At 69.7% G+C, this 15,621-nt stretch carries 12 protein-coding genes and 3 pseudogenes; 4 read left to right on the top strand and 11 right to left on the bottom strand.

Annotated features, from left to right (window positions below; translation table 11 throughout):
• The first annotated feature begins 129 nt into the window (after positions 1–129).
• On the top strand, positions 130–3,420 hold the full coding sequence (locus tag RT054_RS14140) for a DEAD/DEAH box helicase (protein WP_313024758.1): 3,291 nt from the start codon (positions 130–132) through the stop codon (positions 3,418–3,420).
• A gap of 137 nt (positions 3,421–3,557) precedes the next feature.
• On the opposite strand, the gene RT054_RS14135 is transcribed toward RT054_RS14140, so the two are convergent.
• The 5 genes and pseudogenes from RT054_RS14135 to RT054_RS14115 form a co-directional block, all read right to left on the bottom strand.
• Positions 3,558–3,974 (bottom strand): cupin domain-containing protein, encoded by a 417-nt coding sequence (locus RT054_RS14135; RefSeq protein ID WP_313024756.1) that lies wholly within the window; start codon positions 3,972–3,974, stop codon positions 3,558–3,560.
• Between the two features lie 273 nt (positions 3,975–4,247).
• The gene (locus RT054_RS14130; RefSeq protein WP_313024754.1) at positions 4,248–5,921 is read right to left on the bottom strand and encodes a glycoside hydrolase family 13 protein; all 1,674 of its coding nucleotides are present in this window, start codon (positions 5,919–5,921) and stop codon (positions 4,248–4,250) included.
• 28 nt (positions 5,922–5,949) lie between these two features.
• A pseudogene (locus RT054_RS14125) lies at positions 5,950–6,126 on the bottom strand (carbohydrate ABC transporter permease); the annotation flags it as partial.
• 219 nt (positions 6,127–6,345) lie between these two features.
• Complete coding sequence (locus tag RT054_RS14120; protein ID WP_313024752.1) at positions 6,346–6,804, bottom strand: antibiotic biosynthesis monooxygenase; 459 nt, start codon at positions 6,802–6,804, stop codon at positions 6,346–6,348.
• Positions 6,801–7,763, bottom strand: coding sequence for an exodeoxyribonuclease III (locus tag RT054_RS14115; RefSeq protein WP_312717441.1), 963 nt, complete (start codon positions 7,761–7,763; stop codon positions 6,801–6,803). Before RT054_RS14115 ends, RT054_RS14120 begins: the two co-directional genes overlap by 4 nt.
• Positions 7,764–8,093: 330 nt before the next feature.
• Here RT054_RS14115 and RT054_RS14110 point away from each other — a divergent pair, with 330 nt between their 5' ends.
• The 3 genes from RT054_RS14110 to RT054_RS14100 all read left to right on the top strand — a co-directional run bounded on the left by RT054_RS14110 (position 8,094) and on the right by RT054_RS14100 (position 9,615).
• On the top strand, positions 8,094–8,390 hold the full coding sequence (locus RT054_RS14110) for a hypothetical protein (protein ID WP_312717440.1): 297 nt from the start codon (positions 8,094–8,096) through the stop codon (positions 8,388–8,390).
• A gap of 243 nt (positions 8,391–8,633) precedes the next feature.
• Positions 8,634–9,068, top strand: a complete 435-nt coding sequence (locus RT054_RS14105; protein ID WP_313024748.1) for an OsmC family protein — start codon at positions 8,634–8,636, stop codon at positions 9,066–9,068.
• A 340-nt stretch (positions 9,069–9,408) separates the two neighbouring features.
• Entirely contained in the window at positions 9,409–9,615 is a 207-nt protein-coding gene (locus RT054_RS14100) for a cold-shock protein (protein WP_312717437.1), read from the top strand.
• A gap of 98 nt (positions 9,616–9,713) precedes the next feature.
• Here the strand turns inward: RT054_RS14100 and RT054_RS14095 are convergent, their stop codons facing one another.
• The 6 genes and pseudogenes from RT054_RS14095 to RT054_RS14070 form a co-directional block, all read right to left on the bottom strand.
• Positions 9,714–10,739, bottom strand: a complete 1,026-nt coding sequence (locus RT054_RS14095; protein WP_313024743.1) for a methyl-accepting chemotaxis protein — start codon at positions 10,737–10,739, stop codon at positions 9,714–9,716.
• Positions 10,736–11,422: pseudogene (locus RT054_RS14090) on the bottom strand (nitrate- and nitrite sensing domain-containing protein); the annotation flags it as partial. The gene RT054_RS14095 and the pseudogene RT054_RS14090, both read right to left, overlap by 4 nt.
• An 18-nt stretch (positions 11,423–11,440) precedes the next feature.
• Positions 11,441–11,659: a hypothetical protein gene (locus tag RT054_RS14085; RefSeq protein ID WP_313024737.1), complete on the bottom strand. Its 219-nt coding sequence runs from the start codon at positions 11,657–11,659 to the stop codon at positions 11,441–11,443.
• A 292-nt stretch (positions 11,660–11,951) separates the two neighbouring features.
• Positions 11,952–13,164 (bottom strand): annotated as a pseudogene (gene fdhA, locus RT054_RS14080) (formaldehyde dehydrogenase, glutathione-independent).
• 637 nt (positions 13,165–13,801) lie between these two features.
• Positions 13,802–14,443 carry an amidase family protein gene (locus RT054_RS14075; RefSeq protein ID WP_312717435.1) on the bottom strand — a complete coding sequence of 214 codons (642 nt, stop codon included), beginning with the start codon at positions 14,441–14,443 and terminating at the stop codon, positions 13,802–13,804.
• A gap of 86 nt (positions 14,444–14,529) precedes the next feature.
• A complete protein-coding gene (locus RT054_RS14070; RefSeq protein ID WP_313024736.1) occupies positions 14,530–14,898 on the bottom strand; it encodes a hypothetical protein in 369 nt (122 codons plus the stop codon).
• Positions 14,899–15,621: the final 723 nt, after the last annotated feature.

Raw genomic sequence — 15,621 nt, 5'->3', positions numbered from 1 at the left:
CGGTGCGCGGCGATCTCCGCGAGCCAGGGCCGAGCCCGCTCGCACGGCGCCCGTGTCCCCGCGGTGTGACGGGCCCCCCGAGGGCCGTCCTACGATGGTCGGATGGGTGGACCGAGGACATCGCACTGGGTGAGTCGCCTACCCGAGGACCAGATCGAGCGCGTCGCCGGGGGGCCGACGTTCACCCGTGGGATGCAGCACCACCGCCGCGGCCACGTGGATCGCATCGAATGGCTGGACGACGACTCGCTGCGCGGCCACCTCCGCATCGTCGACCACACGACCTCCGACGTGCGTGAGTTCACGACGACCGTGAGTCCCGCGGCGGACGGCTCCGGGGAACCGTCCTGGGCCTCGGAGTGCACGTGCCGGGTACGCCTCCACTGCGCGCACGCCGTCGGCGTCCTGCTCGGCGCCCGGGAGATGCTGCGGGGTCTGCCCGAGGAGGAGCCCGACGACGGCTCACCGGAGTGGGAGCGACGTCTCGCTCCCGTGACGGCGGCGGTCGCCCCGTCGGACGCGGGGGAGGGCGACACCGCCCCCGTCACCGAGCACCACGGCGTCAAGGACGCCCTGGCCCTGGAGTTCACCGCCCGCTCCGGCGCGCCGGTGACGATGCGCCCGCGGCGCCGGACACCCGACGGCATCTGGACCGGTCAAGGCGCCACGTGGACCGACCTGCGCGAGCCGCACCGCCGCCTCTCGGAGCCGCAACGACTGGCGCTCGTCGCCCTCGACAAGGCCAACCCGATCCGCCTGTCCCGGTTCGACACGCCACAGGCCAGCCTGCCGCTGGAGTCCATGGGCGTCGAGGTGTGGTCGCTGCTGCGGCGCCTCGTCGCGAGCGGCGTCGTGCTGCTCATGGCCGACGGACGCGACCTCGTCCTCGCCGACGAGCTCGTCGCGGCCATGCACCTCGACCTCGCCGAGGGTTCCTCGCTCGTGCTCCGTCCGGCCGGGTACCGCCTCGGCGCCGCGGACGAGGACGTCGAGGTGGCCGTTCCGGGCATCGTGCGGCCGGTCGGCGACCCGGCGCACGGCGTGACGATCTCCGATTCCGGCGTCGTGACGATGGGTCCACTCGTCAGCGAACTGTCTTCCGGAGCGCGGCAACTGCTGCTCGACCCACGACCGGTGCGCATCCCCGACGCGGACCGCATCCGGTTCTTCACCACCCACCTGCCGGCGCTGCGCCGCACGATGCCGGTGCGTACCTCCGAGGCGGTCGTCGTTCCAGAGGTCGAGCCGCCGCGCCTGCGGATGGTGGCGACCTACCGCGAGGGTCACACGACGTGGATCGACTGGTCGTGGCTCTACCCCGCGGGCGACCAGGTGCGCGTCGTCCCGCTCGCCGATCACGGCATCCCGGGGTTCCGGCAGCTCGAGGCCGAGCAGCGCGTCCTCGACCGCCTCGCCCGCGGGCCGCTCGGGGAGCGTCCGGGCCTCCTGCCGACGATCGCGGGACGGCCGCGGCTCGCCTCACCCGTCTCCCTCGTCGGCATGGGCGCGGCGACCTTCACCGAACATGCGCTGCCCTGGCTGGAGCACTGCGAGGACGTCGACGTCGTCGTCCACGGCGAGATCCCCGAGTACGGGCCCGCGATCGGGGACCCCATCGTCCACCTCGCGGTCGACGAGCGTGCCGAGGAACGCGATTGGTTCGACCTCGACGTGACGATCACCGTCGACGGGGAGAACGTGCCGGTCTCGGAGGTCGTGCGGGGTCTCGCCCGCGGTGACGAGCGGCTGCTGCTTGCGTCGGGCACGTACTTCTCGTTGACGACTCCGGCGCTGGACCAGCTGCGTGAACTCGTCGAGGAGTCCCGCGCGCTCGTCGACCGCGAGACCGGCAAGATGCGCGTCTCGATCTACCACGTCGGCCTCTTCGACCAGCTCGCCGCGCTCGGCGTCGTCGAGCGCCAGGCCGCGCGGTTCGCCGAACGGGTCGACGCCCTGCGGGCAGCCCTCACCCCCGACGCGGTCGCCGCCGCGGCGGTCGTGCCCTCCGGACTCCGGGCCGAGCTGCGGCCCTACCAGGCCGAAGGGTTGCGGTGGGCGGCGACGTTGTGGGATGCCGGGCTCGGCGGGATCCTCGCCGACGACATGGGTCTGGGCAAGACGGTGCAGGTCCTCGCGCTCCTCGAACGCGCGCGGCAGCAGGGCGACCTCACCGGGCCGGTCCTCGTCGTCGCGCCGACGAGCGTCGTCGGGGCGTGGGCGGAGCAGCTCGAGCAGTTCGCCCCGCAGCTGCGGGTCACGACGATCAACGAGACGGAGTCCCGACGTCTGCGCGCGGGCGGCGACTCGCTGCGCTCGATCGTCGGCGACGCCGACGTCGTGCTCACGAGTTACACCCTCCTACGCCTCGGGGAGGAGTCCTACACCGACATCGCGTGGCGGGCGCTCATCCTCGACGAGGCACAGTTCGTCAAGAACCACCGGGCGAAGACGTACCAGGTCGTGCGGCGCATGGACCGGGACTTCACCCTCGCGATGACGGGCACGCCGCTCGAGAACTCGCTCATGGACCTGTGGTCGCTGCTCTCGCTCACCGCGCCGATGCTCTACCCGCTGCCGCAGGACTTCTCGGTCGACTACCGCACGCCCATCGAGGTCGGCGGCGACCGGGTGCGGCTCGCGAGCCTGCGGCGCGCGATCACCCCGTTCGTCCTGCGGCGCACCAAGGAGGCCGTGGCCTCCGACCTGCCGCCCAAGCAGGAACAGACGCTCGTCGTCCCGATGAACCCGGCGCACCGGCGGGTGTACGACCGGCATCTGCAGCGCGAGCGCCTGCGCGTGATGGGGCTGCTCGAGGATCTGCCCAACAACCAGGTCGCGGTGCTCTCCGCGCTGACGACCCTGCGGCAGATGGCCCTCTCCCCCGCGATGCTCTCCGAGGAGTACACCCGCATCGAGCCGAGCAAGGTCGAACTCGTCGTCGAGCACCTCACCGAGCTCGCGAGCGAGGGTCACCGGGCGCTGATCTTCAGCCAGTTCACCCGCTACCTCAAGCAGGTGCGCGAGGCCCTCGAGCGGGCGGGCATCGCCAGCGAGTACCTCGACGGCAGCACCCGCGATCGGCAGGAACGACTGCAACGTTTCCGCTCCGGCGACGCCACGGCATTCTGCATCTCGCTCAAGGCGGGCGGTTTCGGGATCACCCTCACCGAGGCGGACTACGTCTACGTCCTCGACCCGTGGTGGAACCCTGCCGCGGAGGCCCAGGCCATCGACCGCACCCACCGCATCGGGCAGGACAAGCCCGTCATGGTCTACCGCCTCGTCGCCGCCGACTCCATCGAGGAGAAGGTGCGCGACCTGCAGCAACGCAAGCGTGACCTCTTCGCCAAGGTCGTCGACGAGGGCGAGGCGTTCGGCTCGGCCCTCACCGCCGACGACCTTCGCGCCCTGCTGTCGTGAGCTTTCTCCCGCCGTCTCGTGAGGATGCTAGAGACGTTGAGAGAATGCCGGCGTCGAGCCTGCAAAGGCTTCCCTCGTGACGTCTCGGCCCGTCTTGCCGAATGGCTAGACGGGCCGAGAGAGGTCGATCGAGGGGGTCAGGCGCCGTGCTCGGGGTCGTCGGCCTTGGTGGGGTGGACGGTGCCGTGCTCGTGCTCCGGCGGTGCGTAGATCGAGTAGAGCTTGAGCGGCTCGTCGCCCACGTTGGTGACGTTGTGCCAGGAGCCGGCGGGGATGAAGATCGCGTCGTCGTCCTCGGCGATCTGCTCGAAGCTGAGGTCGTCCTCCGCGGGACCCATCTGCACCTTGCCGCGGCCCTCCTCGACGCGGAGGAACTGGTCGTGGTCCTCGTGGACCTCGAGGCCGATGTCGTCACCGGGCGCGATCGCCATGACCGTGAGCTGCAGGTTCTTCCCCGTCCACAGCGTCGTGCGGTAGGTGTCGTTGGACAGGGTCGCCTCTTCGATGTCGATGACGTAGGGCTGGGGGCCGTGGTCGGTCATGTCGAGCGGCATGCGTTCCTCCTGGGTCGGTGCGGGTGTCGTCGCGGCGATCGGCGATCGCGCTCCCCTCTACGCTACGAGCTTCGTCGTCGAGGGTCGCGCGAGGGCACCGACGCCGGTGCCGGTGCCCCCCTTCTGCGATGGCGCACCGCAAAGGCGCCCGGTGCACCCCCGAGAGGAGGAGCACGGGCGGGGTCCGGGGTGTCCGAGGGCGATTCCCGGCGCACCGCGTCACCGCCCCGCATGCTCGTGGCGCCGAGGCCCCTCGGACACCCTCGGGTGAGGTCAGCTCGGGCGCACCCAGGCCGTCGCCTCACCGGGCAGCACACCGTCGGGCACCGGCATGGAGGACAGGAGCACCTCGGCGCCGTCGAGGTCGTACCCCTCACGGCCGAAGGTCGTGACGACCTCCCATCCCTCGTGCCGGGCGAAGCGCACGACGTCGTCGCGGCCGGTGGCCCGCCAGGTCAGCTCTTCCCCACGGAGCAATCGGCGGCGCAGCGCGATCGCGTCCTGGTACAGGTGGAGGATCGAGGTGGGGTCCTCCTCGAGTCGGGACACCGCGTAGTCGGCCATCCAGCCCGGCTGCGGCAGCCCGGCGGGCCCGGATCCGAACCCCAACGAGGACCCGTCCGGCGTCCACGGCAGCGGCACCCGGCAGCCGTCACGACCCACGTCCACGCCGGGGTTGCGGAAGAAGGTGGGGTCCTCGCGCCGGTCGTCGGGGATCTCGACGACCTCGTGAAGCCCGAGCTCCTCGCCCTGGTAGAGGTACATCGATCCCGGCAGGGCGAGCGCGAAGAGGGTCGCGGCGCGGGCGCGACGGGCACCCCCCTCCCGGTCCAGCGGCTCGGTGCCGCCGCTGAGCAGCCAGGTCGCCCCGTGCTTGACCAGGGGACGACCGTCGTCGGTGCGGCCGGGGACGGCGAGACCGTATCTCGTGGGATGCCGGACGACGTCGTGGTTGGACAACACCCACGTGCTCGACGAGCCGGACCGGGCGGCGAGGTCGAGGTTGTGGGTGACGACGTCCCGGAACTGAGTCGCGTCGAAATCGGCCTCGAGGAGGTCGAAGTTGAACGCCTGCCCGAGCCCCTCGGCGCTCGCGTAGAGCGGCAGCCGATCGGCGTCCACCCAGGCCTCGGCGACGGCCGTGCGGGGCGGGTCGTACTCGTCGAACACGGCCCGCCAGGTCGCGTAGACCTCATGGACGTCATCACGGTCGGCGAGCGGGTGCGTACCGTCCCAGGGCAGGGCCTCGAGCTCGGCCTTGCTCGGCAGGACCTCACCGAGGTCCTTCGTGAGGTAGTGGGCGACGTCGACGCGGAACCCGTCGGCGCCCCGGTCGGACCAGAACCGGATCGTCTCGATGAAGTCGGCGCGGACCTCCTCGCTGTGCCAGTTGAGGTCGGGCTGCCCGACGGCGAAGTTGTGGAGGTACCACTGGCCGTCCGCGACGCGCTCCCACGCGGAGCCGCCGAAGTGGGACTCCCAGTCGGTCGGTGGTTGCGACCCGTCGACCCCACTCCCCTCGCGGAAGATGTACCGCTCGCGCGCGGCGCTGCCGCGTCCGGCGGCGAGCGCCTCGACGAACCACGGGTGGGCGGCCGACGTGTGGTTCGGCACGATGTCGACGACGACCTTGATCCCGTGAGCGTGCAGCGCACCCACCATCTCGTCGAAGTCGGTGAGGGTGCCGAGGCGCGGGTCGACGTCCCGGTAGTCGGCGACGTCGTAACCGCCGTCCTCCAAGGGCGAGGGATAGAAGGGGCTCAGCCACACGGCGTCCACCCCGAGACGGGCGAGATGCTCGATCCTCGAGGTGACGCCGCGCAGGTCACCGATCCCGTCCCCGTTCGAGTCGGCGAACGCGCGCGGGTAGACCTGGTACACCACCGCCTGCCGCCACCAGGGGGCGTCCTCGGTGACTGCGGGCGTGACGTGTTCGACGGAGCTCACGCAAGACCTTTCGTTGTGATGGGAGGACTCACCCCTTGACGGCGCCCTGCGTGACGCCCTCCATGACCCAGCGTTGGGTGAAGAGGTAGACGATGATCGCGGGCGCCATGGCCATGAGGTAGGACCCGAAGGCGACGTTGTAATTGTTGCTGAACTGGGTCTGGAAGATGCTCTGCACCACGGGCAACGTCTGTTGGGCGGGGTCGGGCCGCCGCGGTCGAGGCCGCCCGCGACCACGCCGTCCTCATGGTGGACGCGACCGACTCCGACCGATCGCCGTGGCGTCCCGGTGGCTCGGCGTGACCACCGACCGTGACGGCGGGTGACGCGAGGTCGCTGCGTCGACTCTCACGGGCGTCCGCCGTCGCGGCCGTGCGCGGGCGCTCGCGCTTGCACCGCGGGACCGACGTGGCGCGCGGGACCCTCAGGCGCCCCGGCCCGCGCTGCCCCCGGCGACCTCGTAGTTCCAGAGTTCGGCGCTGAGACCCACGGGCTTGCGGCGTGCCTCGCCACCGGCCCCACCGTGCGCGTCGGCCTGAGCGCCCGCGGCGTCGTGGCTGTGGCCGTGGCCCTGGCCCTGGCCCTGGCCCTGGCCCTGGCCCTGGCCCTGGCCCTGGCCCTGGCCACCCTGCGCGGCGCCGGCGGTGCGGGCGTGGCCCTCGGCGAAGTTGTCGGAGTTCACCCACGCCTGGAAGGACTCCTCGTCCTTCCACCGGGTGACGACGAGCCAGACGTGCCTGTCCGCGTCGGTGGGCTTGAGGAGTTCGAAGCCCTCGAAGCCGGGCTGCCCGTCGACGGCTCCGGCGCGGGCGGCGAAGCGGTGGGCGAGTTCGTCGCCGGAGTCGGCCGGCACGGTGATGGCGTTGATCTTGATGACGGTCATGGCGTCATCCTCTCGCAGGGCTCCGGAGCGCCGTCGGGCGCCGGGGGCAGGTCGTAGTCGACGACGACCGGGGCGTGGTCGGAGAGCCGCGCCTCGTAGGTCTCCTCCCGATCGACGCTCGCGTGGACCGCGGCGCGGGCGAGGGTCGGGGTGGCGAGGTGGTAGTCGATGCGCCATCCGGTGTCCTTGGTGAACGCCTGCCCGCGCCAGCTCCACCACGAGTACGGGCCGTCGGCGTCGGGGTGCAGCTGCCTGACGACGTCGACGAACGAGCGGGGCGACAGGATCGAGGAGAACCACTCCCGCTCCTCGGGGAGGAACCCCTCGGAGTTCAGGTTGCTGCGCCAGTTGCGCACGTCCTGGCGGGTGTGGGCGACGTTGAGGTCGCCGAGGAGCAGGTAGTCACGCCCGGCCGCCGCGGCCGACCGACGGGCCGTGCGGATATGCCGGGACAGCCCGGCGAGGAACCGCATCTTGCGGGCGTACTTGGCGCCGCCGTCCGGTTCCTCACGGCCACCCGGCTTCTGGAGCTCGGCCGGCAGGCCGCCCTTGGGCAGGTAGAGGGAGGCGACACGCACCGGCGCCTCCGCGAGGTCGACCTCGACGTACCGACCCTCGCTGGCGTAGTGCCGCAGGTCGCGGGCCAGGGGCCAGGCGACGTCGTTGTCCCTGGGATCGAGATGCGTCTCCCCCGGAGCCCGGACGAGGACCCCCGCACCCCACCCGCGGACCGCCGCCGGCGCGCGCCGGGTGAGGATCGCGACACCGTTGCGACCGGCGACCGACCCCTGGTCGTAGGCGAGGTGGTAGTCACCGAACACGCCCTCCGGCAGCATCGCCGCGGGACAGCGCACCTCCTGAAGAGCGACGACGTCGCAGTCGCGGTCGGCGAGCCACCGCTCGAAACCCCGTTTCCGGGTGGCCCGAATCCCGTTGACGTTGAAGCTCGCGACGCGCATGCCGGCGAGGGTATCGAGCCCCACCGACACCCCCTCACGCCGAGTCGATCGTCGCCTCTCGCCTTCTCTAGCAGATCAGCAAGATCGAGCTAGCCACCCCGAGCGTTGCGTTCTGGGTGCCGCGACGGCCGGTCGGCCGGGGTGCGCCTCGAAGGTGCCGACCGCGGACGGACCTCGATTCGCCCGCGTCGTCGACGGGCGGGGCCCGGCGCCCCCACGTTGCGCGAATCCTGCACGGCGAAGGGCTTGCCTGTCACGGTGGTGCTGTCGATGAGTGGGGGCGGCAACGGGCCGCGCTCGACCCCGCACCCCCCGATCGAAGGAATCGCCATGACCGCCACGTCCGTCTACGCCGTCACCGCCAAGGTGCACCCGTCCGTCGCCGACGCGCTCGGCGAGTCCGAGTCCACCCGCGCCCGCCTCGTCGTCGCGGCGACCAGCCAGGCAGAGGCGCTCTCGGCGTTCGCGATCGCCGGCAACAACGTCTTCACCTCGACGTTCCGCCGCTACGGCGGGCCCACGGAGAACGAGCGCGAGATCTCCACGGCCGCCGCCGAGCCCGGGTCGGTCTTCGTGTTCTCCGTCCAGCGCCCCGAGTCCACCCCCGTGCGCCTCGTCCGCCTCTGACGAGTCCCGGTCGACCGCCGCCCGCGTGGCGCACCATCGCGCCACCGGGTTTCGCGGCGGGACCCGGGGCCCGGCCCCGCCCTCACGTCTCGGCGGTCGCCGACGACGGCGTGCCGTCCGCAGGCGCTTCGCTGTGCTCTGCGTCGCGCCTGCCCGGAACCTCCTCACCGACGCCGACGTGCGGACCACGGTCGAGACGAGGAGTCCGTCGACAGGACTCCCGCGGTGAGAGGAGCAGCGAAGATGGCCGACACGACGTTCTCGGCGACGGTGACGCGGGTGACGGGGTTGCAGATGCAGGCGACGGTGCGGGGGATGAGCGTCACCTTCGACGAGCCCCCGGAGCTCGGTGGCACGAACACGGGGATGAACCCGGTCGAGGGCATCCTGTCCTCCCTCGGCGCCTGTCAGTGCATCGTCGCGTCGGCGTTCGCGCGGGTGAAGAACATCGACCTCAAGGGGATCCGCGTCGAGATCGACGGCGTCCTCGACCCCGACGGCTTCCTCGGCCGCAATCCCGACGCCAAGATCGGCTTCTCCCGCATCTCGACCCGCTATCACATCGACGCCGACAACACCCCCGAGGAGATCGCGGCGTTCGTCGAGTTCATCGAGCGCACGTGCCCCGTGCACGACACCCTCGTCAACCCTGCCGCCCTGACGTACGAGATCGCCTGACGACCGGCCTCCGTCCGGGGCGGGTGGGGTCCAGGCCGTCCGCACGCCCCGGCGTCCGGGGACCGAGACGACTCCGGCAGACGATTCCGTGTGCACCATGTCCGCAGGTCAGAGGCCTGCGAGTAGAGGGAGACCGTCGTCTCCTCTCGTCTGGGGCACCCCCGTGGTGTGCGGTGGTGCGGATCTCACGTAGTGTGGGTCACGTTGTTGAACGTGGTAGCGCAAAGCTTGTCGGTAGTGACCTGTATTGGTTGATCTCCTCTTCTGAGCCGTGCACGCATCTTCAGCATTTCGTGGCCGTCCGACCGGGCGGCCATCACCTTCAGAAAGTGAGATTCCCATGGCTACTGGCACCGTGAAGTGGTTCAACGCCGAAAAGGGCTTCGGCTTCATCGCCCCCGACGACGGCTCCGCCGACGTCTTCGCGCACTTCTCCGCGATCAACTCCTCCGGCTACCGCTCCCTCGACGAGGGCGCCAAGGTCGAGTTCGAGACCACGCAGGGCCAGAAGGGCCCGCAGGCGTCGAACATCACCGTCATCGGCTGATCGATCGCCATCTCGTCAGGCTCTGAGGCCTGACCCCACAGTGGGCCGCGCACCCGATGGTGTGCGGCCCACTGTCATGCTCGGGGGCGCCTCCGCCCTCAGGCGCGAACGCGGAACCGTCCGACGGTGGCCGTGAGCTCCCGGGAGACCTCGGCCAGGTCGTGGGCGAAGGCCTGGGTCCGGGTCGCGGCCTCGTCGGTGCGCTGGGCGGAGGACGCCACCCCGGAGATCCGTTCGGCGATCGTGTGGGTGCTGCTCGCAGCCCGGCTCACGTGATCCCCGATCTCCGCCGTCGTGGCGGTCTGCTCCTCGACGGCCGACGCGATGGCGCTCTGCACCGCGCTCATCTCGGCCACTCGAACGGCGATGTCGTCGACGCGGGCGGTGGCCGTGCGAGTGTCCTCGCGGAGTCGGTCGATGCGGTGGGCGATGTCCTCGGTGGCCTGCGTCGTCTCCCGCGCAAGCTCCTTGACCTCGCCGGCGACGACGGCGAACCCCTTGCCGGCCTCCCCCGCCCGTGCCGCCTCGATGGTGGCGTTGAGGGCGAGGAGGTTGGTCTGCTCCGAGATGGCCGCCACGGACTTCAACACCTCACCGATGCGCTCATTGGAGCGTTCCAGCTCGGATACCGTCCCCGCCGCGGCGTGGGCGCTGTCGACGGCGTCCTGCACGATGCTCTGGGCGCTGGTCGCCAAGGTGGAGATCTCGCGGATCGCCACCCTCAGCTCGTTGCCGGCCGTGGCCAGCGAGTCGACGCCATGCGAGACGTCGTCGGCCGAGGTCGACGGGTCCTGCGCCCGCGTCGAGGAGTCACCGGCGGCGTCGCGCAGTGACGAGGCGACCCGATCGAGTTCGGCCGAGGACTCCTCCAGGCGCAGCGCCACCACCCTGACCTGCGTCATCGCGGGTTCCACCGCATCCAGGGCCGTGTTGAGGGAGGCACCCATCGCGGTGATCTCATCGTCGCCGTGCAGTTCGACGCGCTCGTCGAGGTGTCCGTCGTGCAGCCCGTGGAGCACGACCTCGATGCGCGCCAGTGACCCCATGATCGTCCGGACGGTCCACACGAGCAGACCGATGGTGAGGGCGCCGACGAAGAGGACGAGCGCGAGGGTGAGGATCACGGCCCGCGTCGACGCGGCGGCGAGGTCGCGCGCGTCCTGCTGGACCGCGGCCAGCCCCTGCCGTTCCAGGTCGCGCTCGGCGTCATGAACGCGGTCGCCGTCGCGAACCAGGCGGCAGGCTCCTGGCCGAACCTGCCCGTCGTGGCGACCGCCTTCGTTTCGATGTCGGTGACCTTGGTGGCGACATCGTCGGCGAGGAGGGTCTCGAGCGCGGCCGTGTTCTCGCTCCTCGCCAGGCCTCGGTAGACGTCGAAGAAGGCCTGACGACAATTGATCGAGCCGACGACGAGCTCCTTCTGCCCCGGCGCGAAGGTGTCCGTGGTGAAGGCCGTCGCGAGCCGTGCCCGGATGATGCCCGAGGCCTCCTTGGCCTGTGCCAACGCGGACACCGCGGCCAGTTCACGGGTCGTCTCGGCGTCCGTGGCGGCGGCCGCGGTCGGCACGAGGACCTCGAGCAGTTCGCGGACGATGGTCGTGTACGCCGTCACGTACTCGGGGGCGGGCTTCTCCAGACGGTCGACGCTGCCGCGCTGGTCGGGCAGGGCCCGCGCGGCCGTCGTCGCCTCGCCGATCGCCGCCTGGACCTCCGATGGGAACTGCCGATCACCCGCGAGGTGGGCCTGCAACGCCGTCACCGCGGTGTCGGTGTCGGCGCGGGCCTTCGGGAGCGTGTCGGCCATCTTGGCGCCCTTGGACGTGACCTACGTGCCGGTCATGCCTCGTTCGATCTGCAGGGCGTGGGCGACGTCGGTGACGCGTGTCGCGAGGTCCACGAGTCCGACGAGTTGCCGGGCGGACTGTCGATCCGTCAGTCGCTCACCCAGGTTCATCCCCCCGATGGTGAGCAGGGCGAGGAGGGGCACCAACCCGAGGACGAACAGCCGGTGACGAATGGACAGGCGAGGACGGTGCTGTGGCAACGAAGACCTCCGGGTCGTGGTCGAAGTCGTGAAGGAGAGTCCTGAGCCCCGTGGTTCGTGGACCCCAGACTCCCCCGTGTACTTCGCCCTGTTTGCCCCTGAGTAAAGGATGTTGCCCGATCAGAAACAGATCCACCGACATGTGGAGCGCACTCCAGGCGGGTGCGGCGGCGCGCTCGGGCGCCCCGAATCACGCGGTCGACCCGGCTCGACGCCCGTCCGGACCGACCCGACCCGACCCGGCCCACGTCATCCGGGCCAGGTCGGGTTCGACCGACCGAACCTCAGCCACTCACGCGGCCACCATGCCGTGCGGGTCGATGACGTCCTTCTTCGCCGCGCCGCCGTCGAACTCCTCATACCCGCGAGGGGCGTCATCGAGGGAGATGGTGACCGCGTTGACGGCCTTCGCGATGTGCGCCTTGTCGGCGAGGATCATGTTCATCAACCGGCGGTTGTACTGCTTAACCGGGCACTGGCCGGTGGCGAAGCGATGCGACTTGGCCCAGCCCAGGCCGAGGTCGACCCCGAGTCGACCATGCTTGGCGGCCTCGTCGACGGCCCCGGGTCGCCGGTGACGTACAGGCCTGGGATGCCGAGGCCGGCGCCGGCGCGCGCGATCGTCATGATGTCGTTGAGCACCGTGGCCGGGGCCTCGCCGGCGTCCTTGCCGTGGCCGCGTGCCTCAAAGCCCACCGCGTCGACGGCGGCGTCGACGAGCGGCTCCCCGAGGATCTGCTCGATCTTCTCCTCGAGCGACCCGTCGGTCGAGAGGTCGACGGTCTCGCAGCCGAAGCTGCGGGCCTGCGCCAACCGGTCGGCCACCATGTCACCGACGATGACCGTGGCCGCCCCGAGCAGCTGCGCGGAGTACGCGGCGGCCAGCCCGACCGGTCCGGCCCCTGCGACGTAGACGGTCGAGCCGGTGCGCACGCCGGCGGTGTAGGCCCCGTGATAACCGGTGGGGAAGATGTCCGAGAGCATCGTGAGATCGAGGATCTTGTCCAGGGCCTGGTCGCGGTCGGGGAACGGGAGCAGGTTGAAGTCGGCGAACGGGATCATCACGTACTCCGCCTGACCGCCGATCCACCCGCCCATGTCGACGTACCCGTACGCAGCGCCGGCGCGGGCCGGGTTGACGTTGAGGCAGATTCCCGTCTTGCCCTCGTTGCAGATGCGGCACCGCCCGCAGGCGATGTCGAACGGCACCGAGCAGATGTCGCCCTCCTTGACGAAGAGGACGTCCTCGCCGACCTCGACGACCTCACCGGTGATCTCGTGTCCGAGGGTCTGCCCCTCCGGGGCGGTGGTGCGACCGCGGACCATGTGCTGGTCGGAGCACAGATGTTGGTGGTGACGAGCTTGAGGATCGCCGCGTGCGGGGCCGCCCGCTTGATGCCGAAGGCGCTGGCGACCTCCTCCGGGATCTCCAACGTGGGATAGTCGATGGTCTCGACGGCCACGCGGCCCGGGCCCTTGTAGACGACGACGCGGTTCCCGCTCATGGTTCGCTCCTTTGCGATCGGTCCAGCGGATCAGCCGAGTAAAGGGACCATCCCGCATCACGTCAAGACCTCGCCGCCCACTACCCCTGGGTAGGTACTCAGCCCTCCTTCAGGGCCTGACACCCCCTCGACGACATATCGACGTCGCCGCGCCGTCCGCCAGGCCACCCTCGACGAGGCGTCCGAGGGACAAGGCGGGTCGTCGAAGACAGCCCCGGCCTCGGCGCCCGCGGTGGTGAAGGCTGCGAGTAAATCCCCCCTCGACCCGGGGGACGGGGTGCCATCCTGCGCCCGTCGCCCGCGGGCCCGGGTCGGGGCTCGTGACCACCCCGCTGGTGACACGACGATGCGGTTCGCCGTAGCGGGGCGGATACGCCCCGACAACCTTTCCGTCTGGGCGGCGGATGACGACTGCACGGGCGTCATATCTCAGGTGCGAAAAGCGGCCGGGCTGCCGGTGAGGACCTCCGACACGCGACAACGATTCCGGCCAGGACCCGGATACGGAGCGGGTGTTCGTTCGGTGACCCTGGAAGGGGGATGGTCGGTGAGCTGTTCACACGGCAGAGATGCGGGTCAAGGGTCGCACTCCCCTGCCGCGGTGGCGCGGTGGGCGGGCGATGACCCTGACCGGGGCTCACGCCGAGGACAGCTCAGGCATCGCTCCCGCGTGCTCGTATGTCGCCTCGGCGACGGCCCCGGCGCGCAGGACGGTGATCTCGTCGAACGGCCGCCCGATGATCTGGGCACCGATGGGCAGTCCGCCCTTGAAACCGCAGGGCACGGACAGGGCAGGCAGGCCGGTGAGGTTGCCGGGGGCGCTGGTGCGCACGTAGGAGTCGATGATCCCCTCGGAGACGCCGTGCTCGTCGAAGGTGGTCTGACCGACCCGCGCGGCGACGTTCGGAACGGTCGAGGCCAGCACGACATCGAGGCCGGTGGCGAACATGTCGCGCCAATCCTGTTGGAGAAGCGTGCGTACCCGCATCGCCCGGATGTAGTCGGTCGCCGGCAGCAGCTCCCCGACCTCGAGCAGAACCCGCACGTCCTCCTCGAAGTCCTCGGCCTGCTCCCGGATGCGCTGCTGGTGATAGGCGCTGGCCTCCGCGAGGAAGTACGCGTACTCGACCGGCATGTAGACCTCCGGTCGAGGGATGGTGACGTCGACGATCTCGGCTCCGGCGTCGGCGAGGCGCCCAGGTGCGCGGAGTAGTCGGGAACAGGAACGTCGCAGGTCGCGGGGTCGAGTCGGTCGTACCCGCCCCGGGGACTGCAGCATGGCGGCGACATCGGCGACGGTGCGGGCCCTCAGGCCCCGCCCCGGACCCGAGAACACGAGGCGCCGACCTAGAAGCAGGTGATGAGTCAACGATTCTTATACGGAATCTTGACGAGTGGGGGTCGCCCCTCCTCGAAATCAATATTTTCGTACGTCACTTCCCACCATTCCAGTAGACTCCAGAACAGCCCCTGCGACACTGCCGACATTTTACCCTCATCAATTTCACCCCCTGGCATTCTAAACCCTTTTTCCCATCCCATGCCACCCAAGACCCCCTTTGGGTCCACAATTTTAAATAGAACTATCGCATTGTTTCCAAGATCATCTTCGGGGGAATCCTGACGAACTGCAACTACCTCAATCCTCCCCCCGCCTCCTCGGGGACCCCGTGGAAGCACAAAGCGCGATAGGGAATCCGTGACAAGCTGAGCCTTCTCCTCGAAATAATCCACACCACTACCCGATCTACTACGACTCCTCTTTTCAAGGCGAGTCTCATATAGTGAGAGGGCTTTTCCTCTAGCCATAGCGGAAGGGCCCTTCCCGACTGAGGGTGGCGACAAGTCACAACCCCTCAGCAACCTACCCGGCAATCAGCAGGTCTGGACCTCGGCCCGTGAGTCGTCAGCTGGGGCGGACTGTGTCGCCGCTGTGGACACCCAGTAGGCAGTCACGACCCCTTGCGGTCTAACACCATCACCGTTATAGGCCCCCCAGTTGTAAATGACCCGGAAGTCAACAGTCCTGGGGCACTGATTTTTCCATAGGCGGTATCCATACACGCCGCCGTCATCACCCCTAGATACGGCTTCAGCCACCTTTGAATCAAAGGTTGAATCCCAACGCCCCCGTTCCACGAGGTGGCGAAGACCCCAAGTCGAAGTCCCACATCGAAGCGGTAGGACCTGAACTCCCCGGTAGTAGTTTTTTGCAACGTACGTGTAGGCGCGTCCATCGCAAACACTAGGTGAGACATAAGCTGTAGCTAATGTCATTCCAGACTGTCGCGCCAAAGCTGATGCTGGTGACACACCAGAGGGTGCTGCTTGTGCTGCGGGAGCATTCACCACCGGCGCCACCGCTGACGCGAAAAGAGTTACGGCGGCCAGGAAACCTCTAGTGTCGTGAGTCGTTGATTCGTTTGCAGTAGCTGGCGAGGGTTTCGAGGATCGCGT

The organism is Mobilicoccus sp. (genome assembly GCF_032060985.1).
GTDB lineage: Bacteria > Actinomycetota > Actinomycetes > Actinomycetales > Dermatophilaceae > Mobilicoccus.
This window is presented reverse-complemented; position numbering and strand designations above follow the sequence as displayed.